Origin of the sequence: Pseudomonas sp. DD1 (assembly GCF_044510355.1) — a bacterium.
Taxonomy (GTDB): Bacteria; Pseudomonadota; Gammaproteobacteria; order Pseudomonadales; family Pseudomonadaceae; genus Aquipseudomonas; species Aquipseudomonas shahriarae.
Genome location: NZ_MSAJ01000011.1, coordinates 563,102 through 588,027, shown reverse-complemented (window position 1 = coordinate 588,027; position 24,926 = coordinate 563,102). Strand labels below are relative to the sequence as shown.

21 protein-coding genes are annotated in these 24,926 nt (G+C 59.8%); 14 read left to right on the top strand and 7 right to left on the bottom strand.

What is annotated here, in order from left to right; translation table 11 throughout:
- Nucleotides 1-8 precede the first annotated feature (8 nt).
- From PSFL_RS10455 to PSFL_RS10440, 4 genes are all read left to right on the top strand, one after another.
- Nucleotides 9-1,382: an acetyl-CoA carboxylase biotin carboxylase subunit gene (locus tag PSFL_RS10455; RefSeq protein ID WP_397469985.1), complete on the top strand. Its 1,374-nt coding sequence runs from the start codon at nucleotides 9-11 to the stop codon at nucleotides 1,380-1,382.
- On the top strand, nucleotides 1,379-2,251 hold the full coding sequence (locus PSFL_RS10450) for an allophanate hydrolase subunit 1 (protein ID WP_170044190.1): 873 nt from the start codon (nucleotides 1,379-1,381) through the stop codon (nucleotides 2,249-2,251). Before PSFL_RS10455 ends, PSFL_RS10450 begins: the two co-directional genes overlap by 4 nt.
- Nucleotides 2,248-3,222 (top strand): biotin-dependent carboxyltransferase family protein, encoded by a 975-nt coding sequence (locus PSFL_RS10445; protein ID WP_057440889.1) that lies wholly within the window; start codon nucleotides 2,248-2,250, stop codon nucleotides 3,220-3,222. The genes PSFL_RS10450 and PSFL_RS10445 overlap by 4 nt, the downstream gene beginning before the upstream one ends.
- 231 nt (nucleotides 3,223-3,453) lie before the next feature.
- Complete coding sequence (locus PSFL_RS10440; protein WP_390897818.1) at nucleotides 3,454-4,656, top strand: purine-cytosine permease family protein; 1,203 nt, start codon at nucleotides 3,454-3,456, stop codon at nucleotides 4,654-4,656.
- Between the two features lie 287 nt (nucleotides 4,657-4,943).
- Here PSFL_RS10440 and PSFL_RS10435 read toward each other — a convergent pair whose 3' ends face one another.
- Together PSFL_RS10435 and PSFL_RS10430 are read right to left on the bottom strand one after the other, a co-directional pair.
- Nucleotides 4,944-5,171, bottom strand: a complete 228-nt coding sequence (locus PSFL_RS10435) for a helix-turn-helix transcriptional regulator (RefSeq protein ID WP_081044215.1) — start codon at nucleotides 5,169-5,171, stop codon at nucleotides 4,944-4,946.
- A gap of 10 nt (nucleotides 5,172-5,181) precedes the next feature.
- Entirely contained in the window at nucleotides 5,182-5,742 is a 561-nt protein-coding gene (locus PSFL_RS10430) for a DUF2975 domain-containing protein (protein WP_057440893.1), read from the bottom strand.
- 150 nt (nucleotides 5,743-5,892) lie between these two features.
- On the opposite strand from PSFL_RS10430, the gene PSFL_RS10425 reads away from it, so the two are divergent.
- Nucleotides 5,893-6,228 carry a hypothetical protein gene (locus PSFL_RS10425; RefSeq protein ID WP_397469984.1) on the top strand — a complete coding sequence of 112 codons (336 nt, stop codon included), beginning with the start codon at nucleotides 5,893-5,895 and terminating at the stop codon, nucleotides 6,226-6,228.
- 254 nt (nucleotides 6,229-6,482) lie between these two features.
- Nucleotides 6,483-7,994 (top strand): serine protease, encoded by a 1,512-nt coding sequence (locus tag PSFL_RS10420; protein WP_170059269.1) that lies wholly within the window; start codon nucleotides 6,483-6,485, stop codon nucleotides 7,992-7,994.
- A 76-nt stretch (nucleotides 7,995-8,070) separates the two neighbouring features.
- On the opposite strand, the gene PSFL_RS10415 is transcribed toward PSFL_RS10420, so the two are convergent.
- Nucleotides 8,071-8,589, bottom strand: coding sequence for a GNAT family N-acetyltransferase (locus PSFL_RS10415; protein WP_397469983.1), 519 nt, complete (start codon nucleotides 8,587-8,589; stop codon nucleotides 8,071-8,073).
- A 311-nt stretch (nucleotides 8,590-8,900) separates the two neighbouring features.
- On the opposite strand from PSFL_RS10415, the gene PSFL_RS10410 reads away from it, so the two are divergent.
- From PSFL_RS10410 to PSFL_RS10385, 6 genes are all read left to right on the top strand, one after another.
- Entirely contained in the window at nucleotides 8,901-11,474 is a 2,574-nt protein-coding gene (locus PSFL_RS10410; RefSeq protein ID WP_397469982.1) for a heavy metal translocating P-type ATPase, read from the top strand.
- A 165-nt stretch (nucleotides 11,475-11,639) separates the two neighbouring features.
- Nucleotides 11,640-12,140: a Cu(I)-responsive transcriptional regulator gene (cueR, locus tag PSFL_RS10405; RefSeq protein WP_170044186.1), complete on the top strand. Its 501-nt coding sequence runs from the start codon at nucleotides 11,640-11,642 to the stop codon at nucleotides 12,138-12,140.
- A gap of 50 nt (nucleotides 12,141-12,190) precedes the next feature.
- Nucleotides 12,191-12,406 (top strand): heavy-metal-associated domain-containing protein, encoded by a 216-nt coding sequence (locus tag PSFL_RS10400; protein WP_397469981.1) that lies wholly within the window; start codon nucleotides 12,191-12,193, stop codon nucleotides 12,404-12,406.
- A 361-nt stretch (nucleotides 12,407-12,767) separates the two neighbouring features.
- Nucleotides 12,768-14,486 (top strand): hydrogenase maturation protein, encoded by a 1,719-nt coding sequence (locus PSFL_RS10395; RefSeq protein ID WP_198817478.1) that lies wholly within the window; start codon nucleotides 12,768-12,770, stop codon nucleotides 14,484-14,486.
- 147 nt (nucleotides 14,487-14,633) lie between these two features.
- On the top strand, nucleotides 14,634-17,006 hold the full coding sequence (locus tag PSFL_RS10390) for a DUF3772 domain-containing protein (protein ID WP_374068300.1): 2,373 nt from the start codon (nucleotides 14,634-14,636) through the stop codon (nucleotides 17,004-17,006).
- Nucleotides 17,007-17,017: 11 nt separating this feature from the next.
- A complete protein-coding gene (locus tag PSFL_RS10385) occupies nucleotides 17,018-18,064 on the top strand; it encodes a DUF2931 family protein (protein ID WP_397469980.1) in 1,047 nt (348 codons plus the stop codon).
- Between the two features lie 36 nt (nucleotides 18,065-18,100).
- On the opposite strand, the gene PSFL_RS10380 is transcribed toward PSFL_RS10385, so the two are convergent.
- From PSFL_RS10380 to PSFL_RS10365, 4 genes are all read right to left on the bottom strand, one after another.
- Entirely contained in the window at nucleotides 18,101-19,327 is a 1,227-nt protein-coding gene (locus tag PSFL_RS10380) for an MFS transporter (RefSeq protein ID WP_170044183.1), read from the bottom strand.
- Between the two features lie 163 nt (nucleotides 19,328-19,490).
- Nucleotides 19,491-20,663, bottom strand: coding sequence for an MFS transporter (locus tag PSFL_RS10375; protein ID WP_169960628.1), 1,173 nt, complete (start codon nucleotides 20,661-20,663; stop codon nucleotides 19,491-19,493).
- A gap of 109 nt (nucleotides 20,664-20,772) precedes the next feature.
- A complete protein-coding gene (locus PSFL_RS10370; RefSeq protein WP_273866133.1) occupies nucleotides 20,773-21,696 on the bottom strand; it encodes a LysR family transcriptional regulator in 924 nt (307 codons plus the stop codon).
- An 87-nt stretch (nucleotides 21,697-21,783) separates the two neighbouring features.
- A complete protein-coding gene (locus PSFL_RS10365; RefSeq protein WP_258558628.1) occupies nucleotides 21,784-22,719 on the bottom strand; it encodes a LysR substrate-binding domain-containing protein in 936 nt (311 codons plus the stop codon).
- A gap of 104 nt (nucleotides 22,720-22,823) precedes the next feature.
- Here PSFL_RS10365 and PSFL_RS10360 point away from each other — a divergent pair, with 104 nt between their 5' ends.
- Nucleotides 22,824-24,053 (top strand): CaiB/BaiF CoA-transferase family protein, encoded by a 1,230-nt coding sequence (locus PSFL_RS10360; RefSeq protein WP_115128403.1) that lies wholly within the window; start codon nucleotides 22,824-22,826, stop codon nucleotides 24,051-24,053.
- Nucleotides 24,050-24,844 carry a methylmalonyl-CoA decarboxylase gene (scpB, locus tag PSFL_RS10355; RefSeq protein ID WP_120733369.1) on the top strand — a complete coding sequence of 265 codons (795 nt, stop codon included), beginning with the start codon at nucleotides 24,050-24,052 and terminating at the stop codon, nucleotides 24,842-24,844. The genes PSFL_RS10360 and scpB overlap by 4 nt, the downstream gene beginning before the upstream one ends.
- Nucleotides 24,845-24,926 lie beyond the last annotated feature (82 nt).

Sequence of the window (24,926 nt, the reverse complement as noted above, 5' to 3'; positions counted from 1 at the left end):
GCGCGATCATGACCCAAGGTATTCATAAATTACTGATCGCCAACCGTGGCGAGATCGCGGTGCGGATTATTCGTGCCGCCAAGGCGCTCGGGATTCCCACCGTGGCGGCGTGCAGCGAGGCGGACGTCGACTCCCAGGCGGCGCGCATGGCCGATGAAGTGCACATTCTCGGCCCGGCCCGTGCTGACAAAAGTTACCTGAACGTAGAAGCCTTGCTCGGTGCCTTGAAATCCACGGGCGCCAACGCAGTGCATCCCGGTTATGGTTTTCTGTCGGAGAACGCCGATTTCGCCGAAGCAGTCGTGTCTGCCGGTGCCATTTTCGTCGGCCCGAGCGCGGAGACGATCCGGCGCATGGGCGATAAAGCTGAGGCTCGGCGCACGGCGCAAGCCGCTGGCGTACCGGTGGTGCCGGGTTCGCCGGGTGAACTGTTCGACGTTGAATCGGCGCTCAAGGCTGCCGAATCCGTTGGTTTCCTGCTGCTGATCAAAGCTTCGGCCGGTGGCGGCGGGCGCGGTATTCGGCTGGCGGAAAATGCCGAGCAATTGAGTGAAGAGTTCCCCCGTTCCCAGCGCGAAGCCCAAGCGGCGTTTGGCAATGGAGCGGTGTACCTGGAGCGGTTTATCAGTAAGGCCCGGCATATTGAAGTGCAGGTACTGGGCGACGGTCATCACGCCGTGCATTTGTTCGAGCGCGAATGCTCGTTGCAACGGCGCCGGCAGAAAATCTTTGAGGAGGCGCCGTCGCCAGCCCTCAGCCAGCAGCAACGAGAGACCCTCTGCGAAAGCGCCGTGCGTCTGACCGAATCTTTGGGCTACAAGGGCGCCGGTACTCTGGAGTACCTGTATGACGACGCCACTGGGGAGTTCTTCTTTATCGAGATGAACACGCGGATTCAAGTGGAGCACCCGGTCAGTGAACTGATCACCGGCATCGACTTGGTCCAGGCCATGTTACGCATCGCGGGCGGCGAGCCGCTCGGCTTCAAGCAGAGCGACATCCGACTCAACGGCGCCGCCTTGCAAATGCGCCTGAACGCTGAAGACCCGGCGCGGGATTTCTTCCCGAGTCCAGGCCTGGTCGAGGAGCTGATCTGGCCGAACGGCGAGGGCATTCGCGTCGATACGCATCTGTATCCAGGCTATCGCGTGCCGCCGTACTACGACTCGCTGCTGGCCAAACTGATTGTTCACGGCGCGGATCGCGCTGAAGCCCTAGGCCGAGCGCGAGTCGCGGTGGCAAACACCACGCTTACCGGCATGGCCAACACCTTGGCGTTGCACGGCGAATTGCTGGAACAACCCTGGTTGCACAACGCCGACTTTCACACGGGCACGCTGGAAACCTGGTTGGCCGAGCGCGGCAATGGAGGCGAATCATGAGTACTCCCGTCCGCTACAGCTTTGGCGCTGATGAACATTTGTTTGCCGAAGTCAGTGACAGCATGTCCTTGGACGCCTTCTTCAAAGGACTGGCCATCACCCGCGCCGTGGAACGGTTGGCTCTGGATGGTGTGCTCGATATCTGCCTGGCTAACGCATCATTCCAGATTCGTTTCGACCCGGATCGCATCGCCCCTCACTCCTTGCTCGAAGCGGTACAAATCGCCGAGGCCGGGGCCGTCGCGGAGCGCACGTTGCAGACGCGGATCATCGAGATCCCCGTGCTCTATAACGATCCCTGGACCCACGAAACCCTGATGCGTTTTCGCGACCGCCATCAAGATCCGAGCGCCACGGACCTGGAATACGCCGCACGCATCAACGGCCTGGCCGACGTCGATGCATTCATCGCGGCCCACAGTGGCGCACCGTGGTTTGTCTCGATGGTGGGCTTCGTTGCCGGGTTGCCGTTCATGTTCCAGATGGTTGAGCGTGAGCGCCAGTTGCAAGTGCCTAAATACCTGCGCCCGCGCACCGACACGCCAAAATTGACCCTTGGCCACGGGGGGTGCTTTGGATGCATTTATTCGGTGCGCGGCGCCGGCGGCTATCAGATGTTTGGCGTTACGCCCGCGCCGATCTACGACCCGCAACAGAACCTTGCGTACCTGAAAGAACACATGGTGTTTTTCCGTCCAGGCGACATTGTGCAGTTCAAACCGATGGACCGCGAAGCCTACGACCACGCGGTCGCCGAAGTGGAAGCCGGTTGCTTCGAGCTGCGGATTCGACCGGTCGAGTTTTCGCTGGACGCGTTCCTTGCCGATCCTGTCGGCTATCCCAAGTCGCTGCAGGAGGTATTGGCATGATCAAGGTCCTCAAACCCGGCCTCGCCACTTCTGTGCAGGACCTTGGCCGCGAAGGGTATTACCACTTGGGTATTCCGCCGTCCGGCGCGCTTGATCAATACGCCTTGAGCGTGGCCAATCAATTGGTCGGCAACCCCGCAGGAGCGGCGGCGCTGGAGTGCACCTTACTGGGCCCTGAGTTGGAGTTTCAGCAGGATGCACTGGTGGCGGTCAGTGGCGCGCACATGACGCCACGGGTCGATGGCGTGGAAATGCACCACGACACCGCGTTCACGGTGAAGGCCGGGCAAGTGCTGCGCTTTGACTTTCCCAAGGCCGGTGCCCGCACTTATGTGGCGGTGGCCGGCGGCATTGATGTGCCGGTGGTGCTCGGCAGTCGATCCACCTATGCGCTCGGTGCGCTCGGCGGTTTTCAGGGGCGACGCCTGATCGCGGGGGACGAATTGCCGGTCGGTATCGCCAGTGGCAAGGGGCTCGCCGGGGCCAGTTTGCCCATGGCGTTACGGCAAGCATTGGGGGGCGAAATCACCCTGCGGGTAGTGCCCGGTTTGTACTACCACCGTTTGACCGAGTCGGCGGCGCAGAGCTTTTTCGCCGAACCGTGGACGGTCGGTTCGGAAGCGGACCGCATCGGCTATCGCTTCAAGGGTGGCAGCGCGCTGAGCTTTCAGCCCCGCGAGCAGCCATTCGGCGCCGGTTCCGATCCGTCGAACATCGTCGACAGTTGCTACCCGATCGGCTCGATCCAGGTGCCCGCCGGGCTTGAACCCATTGTGTTGCACCGTGATGCGGTGTCCGGTGGTGGCTACGCGATGATTGGCACAGTGATTAGCGCCGACCTCGATTTGATCGGCCAGATGCAACCCAACCAGAAAGCCCGCTTTGTTGCGGTGACCCTCGAAGAGGCGCTGGAAGCACGACGATCCTATAAGAAAAAACTCAGCTGCCTGAGCAAGCTGTTCCCTTCCTGATCCTGCCCGCCGCATAGCGCGGGCCATGCCAAACGGTATGCCAACGCCGTACTTCGGTGCGGTGACGGCTGCCCGCGCTTCAACCTTTGACTGGTTTTGGAGTTCACGCATATGGCTGCTTTATCGCAATCGAATCAAATCGGGCAAGACCCGGCCCATCAGCCCGTCCCGACCGAAGCACGCATGGGGCGATTATCCCTGACTATGGCTTGGTGGGCGGTGTGCAGTGCGATGTTTTACATCGTCGTGGGTGCGTCATTGGCGTTGTCGTTCGGTACGCGCAATGCGCTGATCGGCATGGTCCTGTCGGTGATCAGCTATGGACTGATCAACAGCGTGCTCAGCCGCTTTGCGATTCGCAGCGGTCTGTCGGTGGCGTTGTTTTCACGACTACTGTTCGGCAGCACCGGGGCGTGTCTGGCGACGCTGATTTTCTTCTCGACCGCAATCTATTACGCAGTGTTTGAAGGTTCGGTGATCGCCGTGGCGCTCAACCACCTCTATCCGCAATTGGCCTATCCGCTTGCCGCACTGGTAGTGGTGCTCTACAGCGTGCCGCTGATACTGGGTAGCGTGCAGCACTGGCTGGACAAGCTCAACGGCGTGTTGCTCCCGGTGTACCTCGCAGGTTTGCTGGTGGCGGTGGGGCTATCGATCAGCCGGTATGGCTACCAGCCTCAATGGCTGGATTTCGGCCCGGCAACACCGAGTGCATTCGGCTGGTGGGATTGCTTTGTCGCTTACATGGGCGTCTGGGTGCTGATGCTGTTCACCTTTGACTACGCACGTTTTGGCAAGCCTGAAGACGCCGAATACCACGGTCGCTGGAACTTTGGCATGCCATTCTACGCGGTGACGTTTCTGCTCAACGGCGCGGCGGGGATCTATCTGGTGAGTAGCATTCCCCATGAAGGTGCGCTGAGCGAAGTGTCAGTAGTGATGGCGATTCTGCAGTTGATGGGCCTGTGGGGGTTGCTGTTCGTCTGGGCTACGCAAACCCGGATCAACACCGCCAATTACTACTTGGCGACGCTGAATATGCAGGCGTTCTTCGGGCGTTTTGGCGCGCGCGGTTCATACCTGATGTGGGCAATAGTGGTCGGTGTGATCGTCTATGGGTTGATGCTGGCGGATGTGTTTGCCTACCTCCTCAAAGCGTTGGCGTATCAGGGGATTTTCGTGGTGGCCTGGGTCGGCGTGGCGTTGGCCAAGATCCTCTGCGAGCACAGTGATGTGAAGGCGCTTGAGCGGGTGGCAGCCTTCAATCCGGTGGGTTTGACCGCATGGTTTGGGGCTACAGCACTGGGACTGGCGTTGATGTTTGCAGGCGGTGAGCTGAGCCGCTTTTCCGCCCCCTCTACCGTGATCGTTGCGTTTGCATTGCAGGCAGGCTTGTCCCGCCTAAGCCATTCACGGTGGAGGTACGCAGAATAGGATTTTACGTCGGACTCACCGGCACCCACGGAGCAGGGTGGGCGCCGGTAGGCTGATCCGACTTCATTCCACTTGGGTTTTCCTTGACCCTTTCCCATGCAGCAGCACTCGACGCGGCCTGGGCTGCTGCTTCCAACAATAAACAGTAGCTATTTTGAGCCGGTCGTATCCAAAATAGTCTGCAAACTCCAAATCACAACTATTCAGAAAGTGAATGCTGGAAGTTGGCGTGTTTTGAGCGCGTACCAGACTCTAACTCGCAGTTGATCTCCCGTGGTGGGCATTTGCTAGACGACAACAGAAACATGTGGCTCCGGTTGGTACACTAGGAGATCTCCAGGCTGACAACTTAAATGGGCACAGATCGCCTCAAGTGTAGCTAGACGTACCCCTTTGACCTTGCCTTGCTTTAATAGGGATAGATTTTGTTCGGTGATACCAATTGCGGCGGCAAGGTCTTTTGACTTAACTTTGCGTTTTGCTAGCATTACATCTAACTCAATAATGATCGTCATTATGCTGGCCTTACACAAAGGTTTGATTTTCGGAACTTACTTCACTCGCTTGTGCCAAAATTCGCGCGATCACCGCGATACATCCGGCGAGAAAGAGAGCGATAAAGTCCGCTGGTGTAAAGCTGATGGTAAGTAAGCGTTGACCGGGTGGAGCATGTAAGGTGACCAGAATACTCAATATTGGTGTGCATATGAAACTTGAAACCACCCAAAGAATGACCCCCCTTCCAACTTTCCCTAAGTGAACGGCAGCATTATTGGAGAAATACTCGCTCCGGGCATACCCCTGGAACAGGCGGCGGAGGTGATTCAGGCCGCTGGCCAAGGCGATCAAAGGCACGCTGGAGATGACGATCGCGCCGAGTATTTGCCACCAGGCGAGCACTTCGATTTTTACCGCGAGTTGGGTCAACATCACTCCGCTCAGGGAAAATCCAAGCCCTAATCCATCGTCTGACCCCAATATCGGAAATACCCACAGTGCGGCATTGAGGATGAGCATGCAGGCTATGAGCGTCAGTGTTAGAGCAGCCATACGCTGGCTAAAGGAAGCAAGGCGGTTAATGGGCATTTTTTAAGCCTTTTTGATGGGTGGAGCTCGATTTTTGCACAAGAAATTACTGTATTACAATAATTATTTATTGAAATAGAGCCTTTTGTGGTGTGTTACCGCCCCTGGCACCTGCCTGGTTGTAGTGGAGGGATAGGGTCTGAGCGCCCAATGACCCACCGTGTCTACAAACGGGTCAACGCCGTGCTTTCTGACAAAGTCGAGAAACAGGTCAACGAACTGCTCGAAGCCAAAAGCGAGATTTTACGGTTGCGAGCCCAAATGCGGCGCTTGGGAGAAAAGCGCGACGTATCAAAAATACAGCGCGGCGCTTCGTCAGGGAGCTCAAGTGAAATGCCGCTTTATGAACGAGCACCGACATCAATATTTGGTCACCACACCGTTCTGGCCCTGACTCTGTTCAGGAGCTCGCGATGGCACTCTCAGAAATGGCAATTCGCGCCGGATGAGTTTGAACTAGAGCGGCGATTGTGGATCATCTGCTGAACATCTCGCCCTGAGCCCAACCTTCAGAAGGCTGGAAGCAGGGCGCTTTCAGATGCAGCCGTCCGGTAGGCCAAGACTACACCCTTGCAACATTGACGGCCGGTCTCTGGTGGTGACGACTTCACGCGGGCGTTGTTGGCACGTGCATGAGTACTTCCTCGGTCGTTCACTGTAGCAACCCGATATGTCACATCAGTGAGAAGTGCCGAGTAAATTCAGCGCAAATCACTGTTGCAACACTTCGAGGCTCAATCATGCTGACCCGTTGTTTTATCCCCTTTCTATTTCTTTTGGTTTCTTGTATTGCCGGACAAACCCACGGCAGGGATCTGGCTGAAGGACTGACCGAACAGGACCCGTCTGTGGCGTTGCAGAACCACGACCTGCGCTATGGGCTGTGGTCCGGCATTGGACTTATGAAAAATGCAATCGGGCAAAGCTGCAATGCGGTTCTGCTGGATACTCGCGACCGGCAGAATAAAACCGTTGGCCCCGCCTATGTATTGACGAGTGGGCATTGTGTTTACTTCAGCTACGGCACGGCTTCTATCAACCAAACCGTAGAGGCGAGCATCACCTTCAACTATTTCCACGATACTCCCGCGCAACACCGGAAATTTCGCATTAAAACAGCGCATTGGAGCAGTATGGTCGGCACTGATCTGGCGGTTCTGGAGCTTGATGCGCCATTGGCTGCCCTCATTGCAGAGGGGGTCATGCCACTCAAGCTCGCGGCTCATCAGCACACTGGAGAGCGGGAGGTCATCAATGTCGGATCCCCGACCGGGTTTCGCCAAAAAGGCTTACGCATGAGTGCGTGCAAGGAAACGGCAACAAATAGCTTTGTCGAGCATCCCGGTGTATTTCCTGGCGCCATGAAAAACCGTTGCCAAGACCTTCAGTACGGAAGCTCCGGGAGCCCGATGCTCGATCGGGGTACCAACGAAATTACTGGCATTGTCAGCAAGGTCGCTGCTGTCATCAAAAAGGACATCCTCAGCAACTGTCTGAATACCTCCGCGTGTGAAGCGGCCAAGTTTAACTATAGCTATCCAGCGAACGACCTTCATCATTGTTTTGTCGATGGCCAGTTCTTGAATAACACGCGGGACTGCCAACTGAAATCCGTCGAACTCGTCCTTGAAGAGCCTTGGAAACTCAACCCCTACGTGCATTTGCAGCAGGGTGTGAACGGGCTCAGTATTTGGCCCACGTGGAACATCAGATTCTCGGTCAACGATCCCTACTATCGATTCAAGGCCGTGCGCGAGGTTAGGGAGTGTCGATCTCCCAGCGACTATCACAACGCCGTAGCGTCAACGGATGGTTACATCAACCAGGCGATCGGGCCGGCGCTGGGGGCCCATGTGTTGTGCATCATTGGGATACAAAACCGCAGCGAGCCCCTGACGCCAGCCTTGCTCCACAATGTTTTCACACACTCCGTATTTTTGACCGCCCCAACGCCGACACCGCAGATCAGCCTGAGCTACAACGTCAACTGGGACGACCAAACCACAGACTTCACCCATCACTACTTCTACGTGGATGCTTCAGAACGGGCTTTGTGCCAAGACATCGACGACGTCCGCTATGCATTGGCCAACGGCGGCAACCCTTACCAGGTGTCACAGCTCCCCATCACATTGTGCAGCTATGCCCGCAACCTTGCTGGTCAGCCGTCCGCCGTCCGTACGGATGTAATCGAAATATCAAGGTATCTCCCGTCCCAGCAAACGGTGAAGCCATCACCGTCACTACGCTAAGAGCTCATCGGTGACGATAAAAACGTCCCCGCTTGTTCACAAGGAGTGTCAGCGGGACGTTTACAGCGTAAACGCCTTAAGCCACTGGCCATGCCATGGCACACCGACTGCCCGGCGCGAATCCGTGCTGGTACTCCTCGCTCAATAAGGCCGCTAGCCTCTGATCCAGGTCTGCGGTGGCTTTGATCTGGAATCCCAGGCGGGCATAAAAGGGGGCGTTCCATGGCACGCTCGTGAATGTCGTGAGCGTTACGAAACTCAGTCTGTTGGCGCGGGCATAGTCCTTTGCGGCCTCAACCAGACGCCGCCCCCAACCTTGTCCCTGCACCGCGTGCATCACGGATAACTCATAGATGTGTAAGTCATTGCCGTGGCGCGCAGCGCTGAGAAAACCTTGCGGCCGGTTTTCGGCGTCCAGGGCGACCCAGCAGGTCGAGAGCGCGATACGTTGGCGATGTTGCTCAACGGACATCGGGGGGGATTCAGCCAGCCAACTCAACCCATCAATCATGCGGAAGGCTTGAGCTGCGGAAATTTCGATGGCAGGCAGGCGTTGTGCATCTTCCGGTACAGCAACGCGAATAATCGCCGGCATGGGTTGCCCTTGGTGAGGTGAGACTGAACTGGAAAAACCAGCGTTGGAGGGGTGAAGATATCATGCACTCAGAGCCTCAGGCTCAGTGGTTTTGATGGCAGTCGAACTCATCAGAGGCCGGTCTAGAGCGGTTGCCGGTATCGCTCAAGGTCCGCGCGCAGGCTCTTACGATCTGCGTGCGGTAACGTCATCCGCAGTCCAGCTGTCACACCAACCGCCAACCTGGCGAAACAGATGATGCAAAAGCCTTGACCTTTCCATCATGGGAAGCTTCAGGCTTGCTTCATCAGTAACATTCAAGGGGTATTGCAATGGCTACGGTTTCCCATCAGCAGGGGTCCAACCCATCCAGTTCGCGGGAGGTGCGCCTGAGTCTGCCGGTCGAGGGCATGACGTGCGCATCCTGCGTCGGTCGGGTCGAGCGCGCGCTGAAAGCGGTGCCTGGCGTGCACACGGCCGCCGTCAATCTTGCCACCGAGCATGCCAGCATCACCTTCACCGGGGCGCCCGATCCCCAGGCGGCGGTGCGTGCCATCGAGAGCGCAGGCTACAGCGTGCGTGAAGAGACGACTCATCTTGCGATAGAAGGCATGACCTGTGCGTCATGTGTGGGTCGGGTCGAAAAGGCCCTGGCTAAAATCCCCGGCGTGCTCGAAGCCACGGTTAACCTGGCCACCGAGCGTGCCCGGGTGCGCCACTTGGGCGGCGCAGTCTCCACGGCAGACCTTGAAGCAGCAGTGGAGCAGGCCGGCTACAAGGCCCGCCGCTTGTCCGCCGAGTCGCCGAGCGAGGGCGACCAGGATGCCGCGCGGCGCGACAGCGAAGCTCGGGAGTTGCAGCGCTCCATGTTGATTGCAGCGCTCCTCACTTTGCCGGTCTTCATCCTTGAGATGGGTTCGCACCTTATCCCTGCCATGCACCATTGGGTGATGGGGGTCATGGGGCAGCAGACGAACTGGTATGTACAGTTCGCGCTGGCCACCCTCGTGTTGTTCGGCCCAGGGCTGCGGTTTTTCCGCAAAGGCGTACCGGCGTTGCTGCGAGGGGCGCCAGACATGAACTCGCTAGTCTCTGTGGGCACCGCGGCGGCTTACGGTTATTCGCTGGTCGCGACGTTTATTCCCGAGGTTCTGCCGCAGGGCACCGCCAACGTCTATTTCGAAGCCGCAGCGGTGATTGTGACCCTGATCCTGCTGGGCCGCACGTTGGAGGCGCGCGCCAAGGGGCGAACCTCACAGGCGATCAAGCGGCTGGTCGGTCTCCAGGCGAAGACCGCGCGCGTGGAGCGCAAGGGCGAAATGTTGGAAGTTGCCCTTGATCAGGTGACGGCCGGCGACATTGTCTTCGTTCGTCCGGGGGAGAAGGTCCCGGTCGACGGCGAGGTGATTGAAGGCACCTCGTACGTTGACGAGAGCATGATCAGCGGCGAACCGGTGCCCGTGTCCAAAAGCGTGGGCGCCGAAGTCGTTGGCGGCACGATCAACAAGACCGGTGCGTTCAGTTTCCGGGTGACCAAAGTGGGGGCCAACACCGTCCTCGCGCAGATTATTCGCCTGGTGGAAGAGGCGCAGGGCTCCAAGCTGCCGATCCAGGCACTGGTGGACAAGGTCACGATGTGGTTTGTCCCGGCGGTGATGGCGGCGGCCACGGTGACCTTCCTGGTCTGGCTGATTTTTGGCCCGACGCCGGCGCTGACGTTCGCGTTGGTCAACGCGGTAGCGGTGCTTATTATTGCCTGTCCCTGTGCCATGGGGCTGGCCACGCCGACCTCGATCATGGTCGGCACGGGCCGCGCAGCCGAGCTCGGGGTGCTTTTCCGCAAGGGCGAGGCATTGCAGGCGCTACGCGATGTGTCGATTATCGCCCTCGACAAGACTGGCACGCTGACCAAGGGCCGGCCTGAGTTGACCGACCTGGTTCCCGCCGAGGGCTTTGACTACGACGAAGTATTGGCACTTGTCGCGGCGGTGGAGACACGCTCCGAACATCCGATTGCCGAAGCGATTGTCAGCGCGGCAAAGAGCAAGGGCATCACGCTTGCACCGATTGAGGCCTTCGACGCCGTACCGGGCTTTGGCGTGACGGCGAAGGTCGCCGCGCGCACGGTCTCTGTGGGGGCCGACCGGTTCATGACGCAACTGGGCCTTGATGTGACGGGCTTCCAGTCGACTGCCCGGCGTCTCGGCGAGCAAGGCAAAAGCCCGCTCTATGCGGCGATTGATGGCCGCCTGGCGGCGGTGATCGCGGTTGCCGATCCGATCAAGGAGACCACGCCCGAAGCGATCAGGGCCTTGCATGCGCTGGGGCTCAGGGTGGCGATGATCACCGGTGACAATGCGGCCACGGCAGCGGCAATCGCCAGGCAACTGGGCATCGATGAGGTGGCGGCCGAGGTGTTGCCCGACGGTAAGGTCGCGGCGCTGAAGAAGTTTCGCAGCAAGGGGGCGCGAGTTGCCTTTGTGGGTGACGGGATCAACGACGCACCGGCACTCGCCGAAGCAGACGTCGGGCTTGCCATCGGCACCGGCACCGATGTGGCCATCGAAGCCGCTGACGTGGTGCTGATGTCGGGCGACTTGCGCGGCGTGCCGAACGCCATCGCCCTCAGCCAGGCGACGATCCGCAACATCAAGCAGAACCTGTTCTGGGCCTTCGCCTACAACGCGTTGTTGATACCGGTTGCGGCGGGCGTTCTGTACCCGCTGAACGGCACGCTGCTGTCGCCGATCTTCGCCGCGGCGGCGATGGCGCTCTCCAGTATCTTCGTGCTTGGCAACGCACTGCGGCTCAAGCGCTTCCGAGCACCGATGACAGTAGAGAGCAGCGCCGAGGCGCCAGTGGGTGGGGCGGCATTGGCCAAGCCACGCCTAGCGAATGAGCACTGATATCAGGCTTGGGTTTGAACACGATTGAGGAGGCTGTAATGGCCAGTGAACCTCATCCGAGCGTGATTGTTTGAGGACACGGCCAAGCGTACTCATACGCCGTGTGCAGGTGAGTTCCCGATTTTGCAGTGAGTAGTTGATAGGTTCCCTCAGGAGGAGAGAATGATGAATATCGGTCAAGCAGCCAAGTTCTCCGGCGTTTCGGCTAAGTCGATTCGCTACTACGAACAGATTGGTTTGGTGCCCAAGGTCAGCCGGTCTGATGCCGGCTATCGAAACTACGGTACACAGGATGTGCAAAACCTGCGTTTCATTCGCCGCGCGCGTGACCTTGGCTTTTCGGTCAGGCAGATCTCCGAGTTGCTGGTTTTGTGGGGCGACCCTGATCGCGGCTGTATCGACGTCAAGGCCATGGCCCTGTCCCATGTGGCCGGGTTGAAGGCGAAGATTGCTGACCTGCAGGCCATGGCGCAAACCCTTGAGCAGTTGGCCGAGCAATGCCATGGCAACGATCGTCCGGATTGCCCGATCATTGCCGGTTTGGCGCAGCGCACAGCCGCCGTGGCGATGGAACTGCGCCCCAGGGCTCCTCAGAATCCCCCCCGGTTTGGGGGGGATACGGCCGCCTCGTCCCAGCATCGCGCCGCGATGCAGATGCATTTTTAAGCGCTGGCAAGGCTCACATTCACTCTTCAGAGCAACTTCAGGAGTTCCACATGCTGCGCTTTTTCATACCAAACATGACCTGTGGCGGCTGCGCCAGGTCCGTTACCCGGGTGCTGCTGGGCGTAGACCCGCAGGCCCAGATCAAAACTGATCCGCCCACACGTGTGGTCGTGATTGACAGCACTCTGGATGCGCACACGCTGCTCACGGTGCTGAGTGAAGCCGGGTATCCGGGTGAGCATCTGCCGCAAGCGATATCCAGCTGATCGTTGCCGGCGTAGTCCCGCAGGGCTGGCGCGAGATCAGATTTTTATCAATAAAAAGCCGGGAGATTGTCTCCCGGCTTTTGTATTTCCCACGTTTAGAAAGCCGTCACAAGGTGTCAGGAGACTACGCCTGCAGCCCAAGCAACCAGTACATCAGCAAGATCAGGCGGGTAGCTGCTGAGCGGGTCAAGCTGGGTGCATTGGCTAACATGCACGCCACTCAAATCAAGCCGATGTGCTGACACAAGATTGACCTCGATCATCTGCCTCCCCCGATACTCCCTCTACTCTTGCACTTCCATATAAGGCCAAGGATGGCTCAAGGAGCCTGCGGCCATGCATTCTCAAGGAAGAGTCAGTCATGCAGTCATTGAAGATCATGTTGTTGTCATCGGCGTTCAACGGGTTGACCCAGCGGGCCTGGCTGGACTTACGCCAGTTGGGGCACGCGCCCAGTGTGGTGCTTTTCACCGATGAAGCCTCGGTATGTCGGCAGATCGAGGCATCGGCGGCGGACCTGGTGATTTGTCCGTTTCTCAAGGACCGCGTACCGCAACAACTCTGGAGCAATCCTGAGCGCCCGGTGGTGATCATTCATCCGGGCATCGTCGGCGACCGTGGCGCCAGCGCGCTGGACTGGGCCATCACCCAGCAAGTCAGGCGCTGGGGCGTCACGGCCTTGCAGGCGGTGGAGGAAATGGACGCCGGTCCGATCTGGTCGACCTGCGAGTTCGACATGCCCGCCGACGTGCGCAAATCCGAGTTGTACAACGGCCTGGTGAGTGACGCGGCGATCTCTTGCATCCGCGATGTGGTGGAGAAATTCGCCAGGGGGTTCGTGCCCACGCCCCTCGATTACACGCAGCCCGACGTCGCTGGGCGTTTGCAGCCGAATATGAAGCAGGCTGACCGCACCTTCAGTTGGTACGATTGCGCACGGTTTATCAAGCGCAGTATCGACGCCGCTGACGGCCAGCCCGGGGTGTTGGCCAGCCTCGCCGGCGGGCAGTATTACCTGTATGACGCGCACCTGGATGCGCGCCGCGGCACGCCGGGCGAGATCCTTGCGGTACAGGACGACGCGGTATTGGTTGCGGCCGGCGATCACAGCCTGTGGCTCGGCTCGCTCAAGCGCAAGGCCTTGCCCGGCGAGGAAACCTTCAAGTTACCGGCCCGCCATGTATTAGCCGGGCAACTGGCTGATGTGCCGGTGCTGGACGGCTCGCTCGCCAACCAAGGGTTCGACGAGATGGCGTATCAGCCGATTCGTTACCGAGAAACCGGTCATGTGGGCGAGCTGACCTTCGAGTTCTACAACGGTGCCATGAGCACTGAACAGTGCCAGCGGCTGGTCGCGGCGTTGCGCTGGGCCAAGGCTCGTGACACCCAGGTGCTGCTGGTCAGGGGAGGGCGCGGGAGCTTTTCCAATGGGGTGCACCTCAACGTGATTCAGGCGGCCGAAGTGCCGGGGTTGGAAGCCTGGGCCAATATCCAGGCCATCGACGATGTCTGCCGCGAGCTGCTGACGGCCCGGCAACTGGTGGTCAGTGGCCTGACGGGCAGCGCCGGAGCCGGCGGTGTGATGCTGGCGCTGGCCGCCGACATCGTCTTCGCCCGGGCGGGTGTGGTCCTTAATCCGCATTACAAGACCATGGGCTTGTATGGCTCCGAATACTGGACCTACAGCCTGCCTCGGGCGGTCGGCAGTGAAGTCGCCCACAAGCTTGTCGAAGAATGCCTGCCGATCAGCGCCCTCCAGGCCCGGCACTGGGGAATGGTCCAGGACATCGGCCCACGCTGCCCACGGGCATTTGGCTTATGGCTGCTGCAACAGGCCAGCGACGCGTTGACCGATGAAAGATACGCCCTGCATCGTGCGCGCAAATCGAACATGAACCTTGCGCAGATTGAGCGCTGCCGCGAAAACGAGCTGGCACAGATGCGGTTGGATATGGTGGAAAACCGCCAGCAGTTTGCCGAGAAGTGCCGCAACTTCGTGTTCAAGCGCAAAACCTGCCAGACCCCGCAGCGCTTGCAGGCGCCGTGGGCATTGGCGCCCAGGGCCACACTGGTTGACTGAGAGGAAAACGCCGCATCTACTCTTTTACCGCCAGGGCGGAATTTCCTTTCTGCCGTGGCGGTCCATAATGCCAATGGAAAAAAGACAGAAAAGGGTGAATTGATGCGGCGAATTTATAGGGGCGTCATCTGCCAGGCCTTGCTGGCCATGGTTATGGCTATCAGCCTGCCGGGATGGGCAGATGCGGCCGCCACGCCGGCGCCAGTAGAGGTCGTCGACAGCCTGGCGCTGTTGCCCGAAGACGCCAACCTCAAGCAGCTTGGCCAGCAGCTTGAGCTGATTCGCCAGAGTGTCCCCATCAGTACCAGTGACGAAAAGCTGGCGGAATTTCGACAGGGCGCACTGCAGGTGCAACAACTGGCCGGGGCATTGCTCACGGTGCGCGCCACCGAGATGGAGCGCATTGACGATCAACTCAAGGTATTGGGCGCGGCCCAGCCGGGAGAGGCGCAGAGCCTCACCGAGCAGCGGGATGCCCTGACCCGAAAAAAGAACAGCCTGCTTGAGGATGAGCAGCACGCCAAGCAACTGAGCCAGACGAGCCGCGAACTCGCCGCGCAGATCGTCAACCTGCGGCGCAATCTGTTCAATTCCCAGGTCACCTCCCGTACCGATTCGCCCTTCAGTCCCACATTCTGGTCGACCCTGATCCGCCCCACCGCTGAAGACCTGCAGCGCCTGGACAACCTCAAGGCCGAAGGCATCGTTGCCCTCAAGAGTGCCATCAGCCCGGAGCACCGCTGGGCGTTCTTCAGCACGCTGTTGGTGGCGGTACTGATCTGGAGTTTCGGCCGGCGACTGCTCGAGCATCTGCTTACCTGGGCGATGATCCGTTGGCTGCCGGAGGGGCGCCTGCGGCGCAGCACGTTGGCGGTGGCGGTAGGCTTATCGTCGATCCTGACGATCATGGGGGCCGTCTCGCTGATGCGCTGGGGCTTGGAAAGCAATGCGGTCCTGAGTGAAAACCTGGGCCGGCTGTCCGATCACCTAGTCACCCTGGCTACATTCTGTGCGTTTATTGCCGGCCTTGGACGCGCCTTGCTGATGCTGCCACGCCCGTCCTGGCGGTTGCCGGCCATTGCCGATGAAATCGCCAGTGCCCTGGGGCCTTTCCCGGCGATTCTGGCGGTGGCGTTGATGCTGGTGGCGACCGAGGAGCGGATCAACAATGTCACGGGGGCCAGCCTGGCGCTGACCGTGGCGCTCAATGGCCTGACCGCCCTGACCACCGCGCTGATCTTCATCGCCGCGTTGCTGCGCGTGCGCCACGTGCGCAAAAAACTGGAGCTGCAGCGCCCGGGTGGGCTCGCCGGCATGTTGCCCTTTGTCGCGTCGATGTGGGTGGCGGTGATTGTCCTTGCGTTGTTCACCGGGTATCTGTCCCTGGCCTACTTCCTTACCGTCAAACTGTTGTGGGTCAGCGTCGTGGCAGCCACGGCCTACCTGTTGATCGCCTTTTTTGGTGACGTCTGTGAAACCCTGCTTTCGCCCAGGCAGCCCAGCGGCCTGGCACTGGCCAACGCCCTGGGGCTGTCGCCACGGCACCAGGCCCAGGCGTGCACGGTGCTGGCGGGCGTCGGCCGTACCTTGCTGTTGCTCACCGCCGTGATGGCGGCCTTCCTTCCAGCGGGCTCCAGCCCCAGTGAGTTGCTCCAGGGCTTCAGCCAACTGGGCGAATCCAGCAAGACCCTGGGTAACCTGCAGATCGTTCCCCAGGACATCCTCATTGCGCTGCTGATGTTTGTCGTCGGCTTGTTCGCCGTGCGCACCTTGAAGCGCTGGCTGAGTGAGCGGTTGCTGCCTGAAACCAACATGGATGCCGGCATGCGCGCGTCCCTGGTGACCCTGGTGGGTTACCTCGGTTTTGTGTTGTTGAGCCTGCTGGTGATGTCCACCCTGCGGATCAACCTGACCAGCCTGACCTGGGTGGTCAGTGCCTTGTCGGTGGGCATCGGCTTCGGTTTGCAGGCGATTGTGCAGAACTTCATCTCCGGGCTGATCCTGCTCACCGAACGGCCGGTGAAGGTCGGCGATTGGGTCAGCCTGGGGGGCGTGGAGGGCGATATTCGCCGGATCAACGTCAGGGCGACCGAGATCCAGATGTCCGACCGCTCGACGGTGATTGTGCCGAACTCGCAGTTCATCTCGCAAAACGTGCGCAACGTCACCATGGGCAACGCGCTCGGTGTGGTGAGCATCACCCTTACCTTGCCGCTGGATACCGATGTACTGAAGGTTCGCGAACTGCTGATGCAGTCGTTTACCGAGCACGAGGCGATTCTCGACACTCCCGCACCTTCGGTCACGTTCAAGGACCTGGCCAGGGATGGCTTGATCATTGGGGTCAGCGGCTACGTCAATAGCCCGCGCTCGGTGTCCGGCACCCGCAGCGACTTGCTGTTCATCCTGCTTGCGCGCCTGCAGGACATGGGGATTACATTGTCTTCGCCCCAGAGCATGGTGCTGATTCCCGGAGAGGCCGGTGCAGTGGCTGGCGATGTTCCTGTGAGGCAATCATGAGGTGGCAGTGCGTGACACTGAAAAGCCCGATAACCGTGATCGCTGCGGTCTTGTTCTGTTTTTCCATGGCGGCGTGCAAGAGTAAAGACATGCCTGAAACCTATAGCTGGACGGGAACTGTCTCTGCACCACAGGAATACCCCATGGAGGTTTACCGTGGCGCCCTGGTCGCTGAGGGCTTTACCTACGGTTTTGATGCGATCTGGGGCACACAGAACACCGGTTGGGGGAGTCCGGGCGGAACCATGACCACGGCGCTGGAAAAAAAGGCAGTGCCCTATCAACTGGAATTCACGTGGTACTCGCTGGTGGAGAGAACGTTCTATAGCGGCCAATGGAACTTGGACCCACTGAAGATAAAGAGCCTCCTGGATGAGGGCTTTATTGATCAAGACACCCATAAAAAAGACACCTACAGCACGTTTATCGTGGGGTTGGCGCCACAGGGCAGGGTGGTGCTCTGGATGAGCGGGGCGGGAAACCAGAAGGAAGTGGGAGTCTTTCAGGCGCAGGCCACAAACCTTACCAAGGAGAGCGCCTACAGCAATGCCCAGTACATGTTCAAAGACGGCTATGCAGACCGCATGCTCAATGATCCATCCTATAAGACCTTCAGTGCCGATATCCGGCAAAAAATAGCCACGCAGGGCTATCCCCCGGCAAACATCTACGACACCTACCGGGAGAAATACAGCTGGAGGCCTGTCGTTGTGCTGCAGCAAGGCGAATGGCTAGATTTCGGATTCAGCGCCTACAACGGCGAGCAGGAGAATCTTTTCGGAAAGGCCCTACTCGACAATCACTATGTAAAACGGGCCATTCCAACGTTCTGCGGGTTCTATTGGCGCAATGGCAACAGCCGGTATGGCGTCTGGATTGACGCATTCGATGAAAAAGAAATCTTCGATGTTTTCCAGAAACTGGGCAAACAAAAAGACATAGACCTGCTGGTGAAGGTTGACGCGCAAAACACCCGGGTTTCCCTGGCATTAAGGGCGGGCGCGCAAGAGTTTCCCATCGGCAAAGCCAAAGTCAGGCTGTCCCGTAAAATCGAGTAGGCTCCCCCGCCTGAGGGGAGAGCCAGGTTTCACTGCTCAGCAGGGCTGGGCCGCAAGGCTGTTGCTGACATTGCGTCCCAGCACCAGCACCGTCACAAAACCCAAGCCTACCAGCACCGTGGCGAGGCTCAGGAGCACCGAGCTGCCCAACTGGTCGACGATCCGCCCACCAAAGAATGAACCCAGGGCAATAATCACCTGGAACAGGGCGACGAAGAGCGGCATGCCGCGTTCGACATCCTTGGGCGCCACCACAAACATCCAGATACTGGCGCAGGCCGGGAAGGCGCCGAAGGCAAAACCCCAGAGCCCAATCAACATGGCTGCGCCGGTCATGCCGGTGGCGAAGTGGGGGAACAGGGCGGTGCTGGTGCCGATCATCAGCGCCACCAGCAACAGGGTGTGACGTACGCTGCGGTTGGCGGCAAAGCCGGCAAAAATATTACCCGCGACCCCAGCCACGCCGAAGAGCAACAGCAACGAGCCAATCGTCGGGCCGTCGAAGCCGGCACTGTGCTTGAAGAACGGCGCCACATAGGTGTACGCGGCAAAGTGCGCCAGGCCGATCAGCAATACTGCGATCAATCCGATTCGCGCTTGGGGGTTGATAAACAAGGCGGGCAGGTCGCGGATGTGGATGGCTTTCTCCGGGTTGAGTCGTGGCAGCAGAAATATCTGCGCCAGGAGGACCGGGACGCCCATCAGCGCGGTGACCAGGAAGGTCATGCGCCAGCCCATCAGGCCGCTAAGCCAGGTGCCTACGGGCACGCCCAGCACGGTGGCGAGGGTCACGCCGACCATGATGATCGAAGTCGCCTGGGCCACGCCCACACCCTTGGGCGCCAGCCGGCCGCTGAGGGCAATGGCGGTCGCCCAGAAGCCGCCGATGCTGATGCCCAGCAGTACGCGGCCCAACAGCAGCAGGCCAAAGTCGCTGGCAAAAGCCACCACCGAGTTGGCGATGATCATGATCAGCGTCAGGCCGATCAATAGATAGCGACGGTCCATGGTGCCAATGCTGACCGACAGCAAAGGCGCGGCGAGGGCGGCCATGATGCCGGGCAGGGTCACCATCAGCCCGGCGTGACCGGCAGTGATACCCAAGTCACTGGCGACATCATTGAGCACACCCACCGGCAGAAACTCACTGGTTACCAGGGCGAAGGCACCTACGGCCACGGAGAGAATCGCCAGCCACTGCTGTTTGACACTCTGTTGATTATGTTCGGGAAGGCTGCGAGGGGCCTGGCTGGCGCTTGGCATGGTGTTGAAATCCGGGGGGAATGCAGCCTGAAGCCAGGCCGGGGGAGAATGTGGGGGCGATTATAGGAACCAGCATTGGCAATTAAACAGGCCGGTCGGTTTGATAGTCATCATCAATGCAATCAATGCAGCGCCTACAAGACCGTTGAGTGGCAGGGACTGTTCAATCGTCCACGGCTGCTTTGGGCTTCATCTGCAGCCCAAGCACGCCCATGGCTACTAATGCCGCGCCGGCACCCGCAATGGGTATATAGGCCAGCCCGAACTGGCTGATCACCCAGCCTGCCCCGATGCCACCCAGCGCAGTGCCGAGGTTGAACGCGGCAATATTGAGCCCTGAAGCCACTGCACTGGATTGGGGAATATGCTGGTGTGCCAGGCGCAGCAAGCGCAGGGTCGACAGGGTCACAATGGCAAAGAACACCACCCCCAACAGCCCCACCAGCATCAAGGTGGCGATGATCGAGTCGCCCCACACATACAAACCCAAGAGGTTGAACATCAATGCGCTCAACCCGCCGAGCAGGCATCGGTCGGCGTCGAATGCATCCGCGAGGTAACCGCCCAGCACGTTGCCAAGGATGGAGCAGACACCGAACACCAGCATCGCAAAACTCAGCACTTGTGGTTGAACGCGGGTGATCTCCAGCAGGAACGGCGACACAAAGGTAAAAAATGAGAAAGTCGCCACGCTCACCAGCATTGCGATGCTGGCAGCCATCAACAGTTCGCGCTGCAGCAGGGCGGCGAGGCTTTGTTTCAGGCCGTGGTCTTTGTGCAGTGCGTCGGCGGGTGGTTGGCGCATCAGCAGTATCAGGCCCAGGGCGCTGATCAAGCCCAGGCCGCCAATCGCCAGGAATACCATGCGCCATGACCAGTAGCTGCCGAAAAAGGTACCGATCGGCACGCCAAAGGCGATCGACAGGGTCAGGCCAATCCACACCAGTGATAGCGCACGCCCGGCCCGTAGCGGGTCAACCAGCTTGACTGCGGCGTTGGAGGCCACGGCCATGAATACACCGTGCGCCAGGCCGATAACGAAGCGTACGCCATGTAGGGTCACGATATCTGCTGCCAGGCTGATGACTACGCTGCCGGTGGCCAGCACGGCGAGGGTCAGGAGCAATACGGTTTTGTCGCGCCAAGTGGCCAGCATGGCGGTGATGACCGGGGCGCCGATGGCCGCACCCAGGGCGTAGGCTGCAATGGCCGAGCCCACTTGCGAGATGGACTCGCTCAGGTCGATGGAGATTGCCGATACCAGGCCGGCGACGACGAATTCGGACAAGCCGAATGTGAAGGTACACAGTGAAAAAATGTAGATGACGGCAGGCATAAGAACTCAGTGACGGGAGGAGGGCGAGCGAGGCTTTAGGTGATGATGGGGCGCTGCTAGCCCGCTGGGAAATACTATAAAAGTCTCTGCCTGATACCTTTGACGACGACTAACCCCTGGTCGATGGCACCGAGGCCGGATTGAAATCGAGCATGGCGATAAAACTGTCCAGCAACGGTGATGGGTTGTCGGTGTTCCAACTCATATACAGGCCGATTGTCGGGTTGGGGGTCGCGCTCACGGGGCCGATCCGCCGAAACACGACCTTGTCGCGCATGATTGAGTGGGCAATCGATTCAGGCACCAACGCGACCCCGAAGCCACAGGCCACCAGGCCGATCAAGGTATGGATCTGCGCGGCCTCCTGTACCACCCTGGGGTAAAAGCCGGCGGCTTCACACAGGGCGATAAGTTGGCTGTGATAGCCAGTGCCCAGGGCTTGGGGGGTGAACACGAAGTCTTCGCCAGCAAAGTGCCGCAAATCGATCTGGCCAGCACCCGCCTTGGGGTGATGGGCGGGCAGCGCCATCACGATCTCTTCATCCAACAATAGGCGCGACTCGACGTTTTGCGCCGAAATCGGCAATTTGCGCATGAAGGCAATGTCCGCTTCTCCCGCCACAATCGCCTTGGCCTGGCTGGAGGATGGCATCTCCTTGATGATCAATTGCACCTTGGGGAAGTGTTCGCAGAACCGGCGCAAGCTATTGAGCAGCGACTCGTAGTAGGTGATCGACACGGCGGTCACTGTCAGCTTGCCCGCGATCCCTTCGGACACTTGGCGAGCGTGTTCGATGCCCAGCTCCAGTTCCTTGAGGGTGCTATAGGCGGCGTGCAGGAACGCGTCACCGGCCGGGGTCAGTTTTACCCCGCGTTTGCTGCGGTTGAACAGACTGAACCCCAGCTTGCCCTCCAGGCGGTTGATGGCCTGGCTCAGCGGCGGTTGAGCCATGTGCAGGCGGATCGCCGCCTTATGAAAGTGCAGCTCTTCAGCCACGGCAATGAACTGGCGCAGCAGGCGGGTTTCGATCATGTCTTCTGTTCCTTCATTTGAACCGATCAGTGGGCCAGGCGCGGCAATGGTACCGTTTATTGGCCCGCGTCGAGCCCCAGCCTCTTGTCACTGGCCGTCCGCCCACCCCGGCTGGCGCCCGAACGCCTCGAACAGCTCAATGATGGTTGCCTTGACCTTCTGTACCGCATTGCTCTCGACCACCGTGTCATGCCAGCACAGTGAAAGATCGCGCTTGAACAGTCGATGATCGATCCTGGCCAGCTTGAGCCGGTGTTGCACCAACTCGGCGTGGGCCGCTGCCCACGGCAGGATCGTGACACCCAACTGCGCCTTGACGGCTGAGAACAACAGGTCGGTGGAGTTGGCTTCAAACTCAACCTCGCATTTGAGGCCGGCCTCCTGCAGGGCAAACTCGACCCGATTGCGGATGGTATTCGGCGCACACGGCAGCACCAGCGGCATTTTTGCCAATGCCTCAATCGACACCGGGTCTTCGGCCAATTCAAATTCCGGCCAGGCCACCAAATACAGCGTTTCAGTTAACAGCCGCTGGAACGCCATGCCTCGGGTTTCGACCACATCAACGTTCACCGCCAGTGCCACCCGCCCCACGGTGATCAGGCGCCCCAGTTCGGCGCTGGGGGCGTCAATCAACTCCAGCTTGATGCCGGGATATCGCTGGCCAATCGCGCGCGCCAAGGGAATGGCCAGCATGCGTGCGGTACTCGAGGGCATGCCGACCGAGACTTTGCCCTGGGGGAAGTCGGCGTCCTGGCGCAGCATTTCCCGGGTGCCATCGGCTTGGCGCAGCAGCTCGATGGCGTGCCGGTAAAGGGTCTGCCCGGCCGCCGTGGCGACTACGCCGTGCACGCTGCGTTCGAGCAGCGGCATGCCCATATCCAGTTCCAGATTGCGCATCTGCTGACTGATTGCGGGCTGCGCAATATGCAGCGCTTCACTGGCGCGGGTAATGTTGCCGCACTCGATGACTTTGACGAAGTAGCGCAATTGGCGCAGGTCCATGGGTACCTCTTTAGCCATATGATTTTCCGATGAGATCAGAGGAATATCATATTTTTAGTTTATGAGATACGGCGCCTAGACTCGGACCACAACCCACTAAGCGTTCTTCACTGGAGAACCCTATGCAAGCTTTGCAAGGCGTGAAAATCGTCGACCTGAGTCGCGCACTGTCGGGGCCGTTCTGCACCATGGTGCTGGCAGATCTGGGCGCCGATGTAATCAAGATCGAGTCTGGCCCCGATGGCGACATGAGCCGTACCTGGGGGCCCTTTGACCGGGGCGTGAGCACCTACTATCTATCGTGCAACCGCAACAAGCGCGGCATGTGCATTGACCTGCGCAACCCCAAGGGGCTGGCCACCCTCCAGCAACTGATTGATGACGCCGATGTGGTCATCGAGAACTTCAAGCCCGGCACGCTGCACAGCATGGGCCTCGGTTATGAGGTGCTCAGCGCCCGCAATCCGCGACTGGTGCTGGGCAGCATCAACGCCTTTGGCGCCGATGGGCCGATGAGCAGTTGGCCGGGCTTCGACCAGATCGCCCAGGGCTACTCGGGGCTGATGAGCCTGACCGGTTTCGGCGATGGCGACCCGACGCGCACCGGCACCGCTATTGGCGACCTGACGTCGGGCATGTGGCTGGTGACAGCTGTGCTGGGCGCGCTGCTGGAGCGCGAGCGCAGCGGGCGTGGTCAGCATGTCAGCACCTCGCTGCTGGCCAGCCTGGTCGGCTTGTTGAGTGTGCATGGCCAACGTTACCTCAGCCTCGGGGATGTGCCGCGCCGCACCGGCAACGCCCATTCGGTGATTGCGCCTTATGGCGTGTTCCAGACCCTGGATGGCCCGCTCAATCTGGCGCCGATTACCTCGGCCATGTGGGGGCGCCTGTGCATACTGCTGGATTTGCCCGGGCTACCGGACGATCCGCGGTTCGCCACCAATGAAGCGCGGGTCGAACGTCGTGATGAATTACGCGATATTCTCGAAGACCGCTTGAAAACCCGCAGCAAACGCGAATGGACCGCTCTGTTTGTCGACGCAGGATTACCCGCAGGCCCGATCAATACCCTCGATGAGGTGTTCGCCGACCCACAGGTGCTGCACAGCCAACTGACTGAAACACTTACCCATCCGACCCTCGGCGCCCTGCGCCAGGTGGTGACCCCGGTGTTTGGCAGCACTGCCAGCGGTGCCAGCCGCCCACCGCCACTGCTGGGTGAACACACCGTCGAAATCCTGCGTGAAACCGGCTTCGACAGCGCCTCGATCAACGCACTGCTCGACGCAAAGGTCGTGTTCCAGGACTCCGCCGACAGCCCCTGCACCCAATCAACAGGAACCGCACAATGAATCCCGCTGCTACTGCCACCGTGACCGTCCACCCAGTCGATGAGCGCATCGCGCGACTGGTCTTCAGCAACCCCGCACAACGCAATGCACTCAGCGCACAACTGTTGCAGTCACTCGATGAGAGCCTGCAGACCCTGGCGGCGCAACGCATCCCGGTGGTGATCCTGGGCAGCGAAGTCGGCCAGTCGGTGTGGAGTGCCGGCCACGACATTCGTGAGCTGCAACACGACCGCGACCCGATTGCCTACGGCAAGCCGCTGGAGCGGGTCATACGTCGCATCCGTGCTTATCCCGGTGTGGTGATCGCCCTGGTATCCGGCTCGGTGTGGGGTGGTGCGGTGGACCTGGTGATGAGCTGCGACCTGGTCGTCGCGGACCCCAGCGCCAGCTTTGCCATGACCCCCGTGAATATTGGCTTGCCGTACACCACCAGCGGCTTGCTGCGCTTTTTCAACAATTTGCCGATTCATGTGTTGAAGGAAATGTTCTTCACGGCGCAGAAGCTTGATGCGCAGCGTGCGGAACGCTTTGGCCTGGTCAACCGCCTGGTCGACAGCGATGTATTGGAAGCGACTGCGCTGGAGCTGGCGCAAGGTATTGCCAGCAAGGCGCCCCTGGCGGTTGCGGCGGTCAAGGAACAGCTGCGCATCCTTGAAGACCTGCAACCGATGCCGGTGCAGGCGATGGAACAGATTGCCGAACTGCGCCGACAAGCCTGTGAAAGCGCCGACTTTGGCGAAGGCCTGGCAGCCTTTGCCGAGCGCCGGCCGGCGGTGTTCAGCGGTCGCTAGAACACGCGTGCGGTAGCGCCACATCCCGAAAAAATAATAACAAGGGCGGTACCTGCGGGGCCGTCCGACTGCGGGGAGTCAG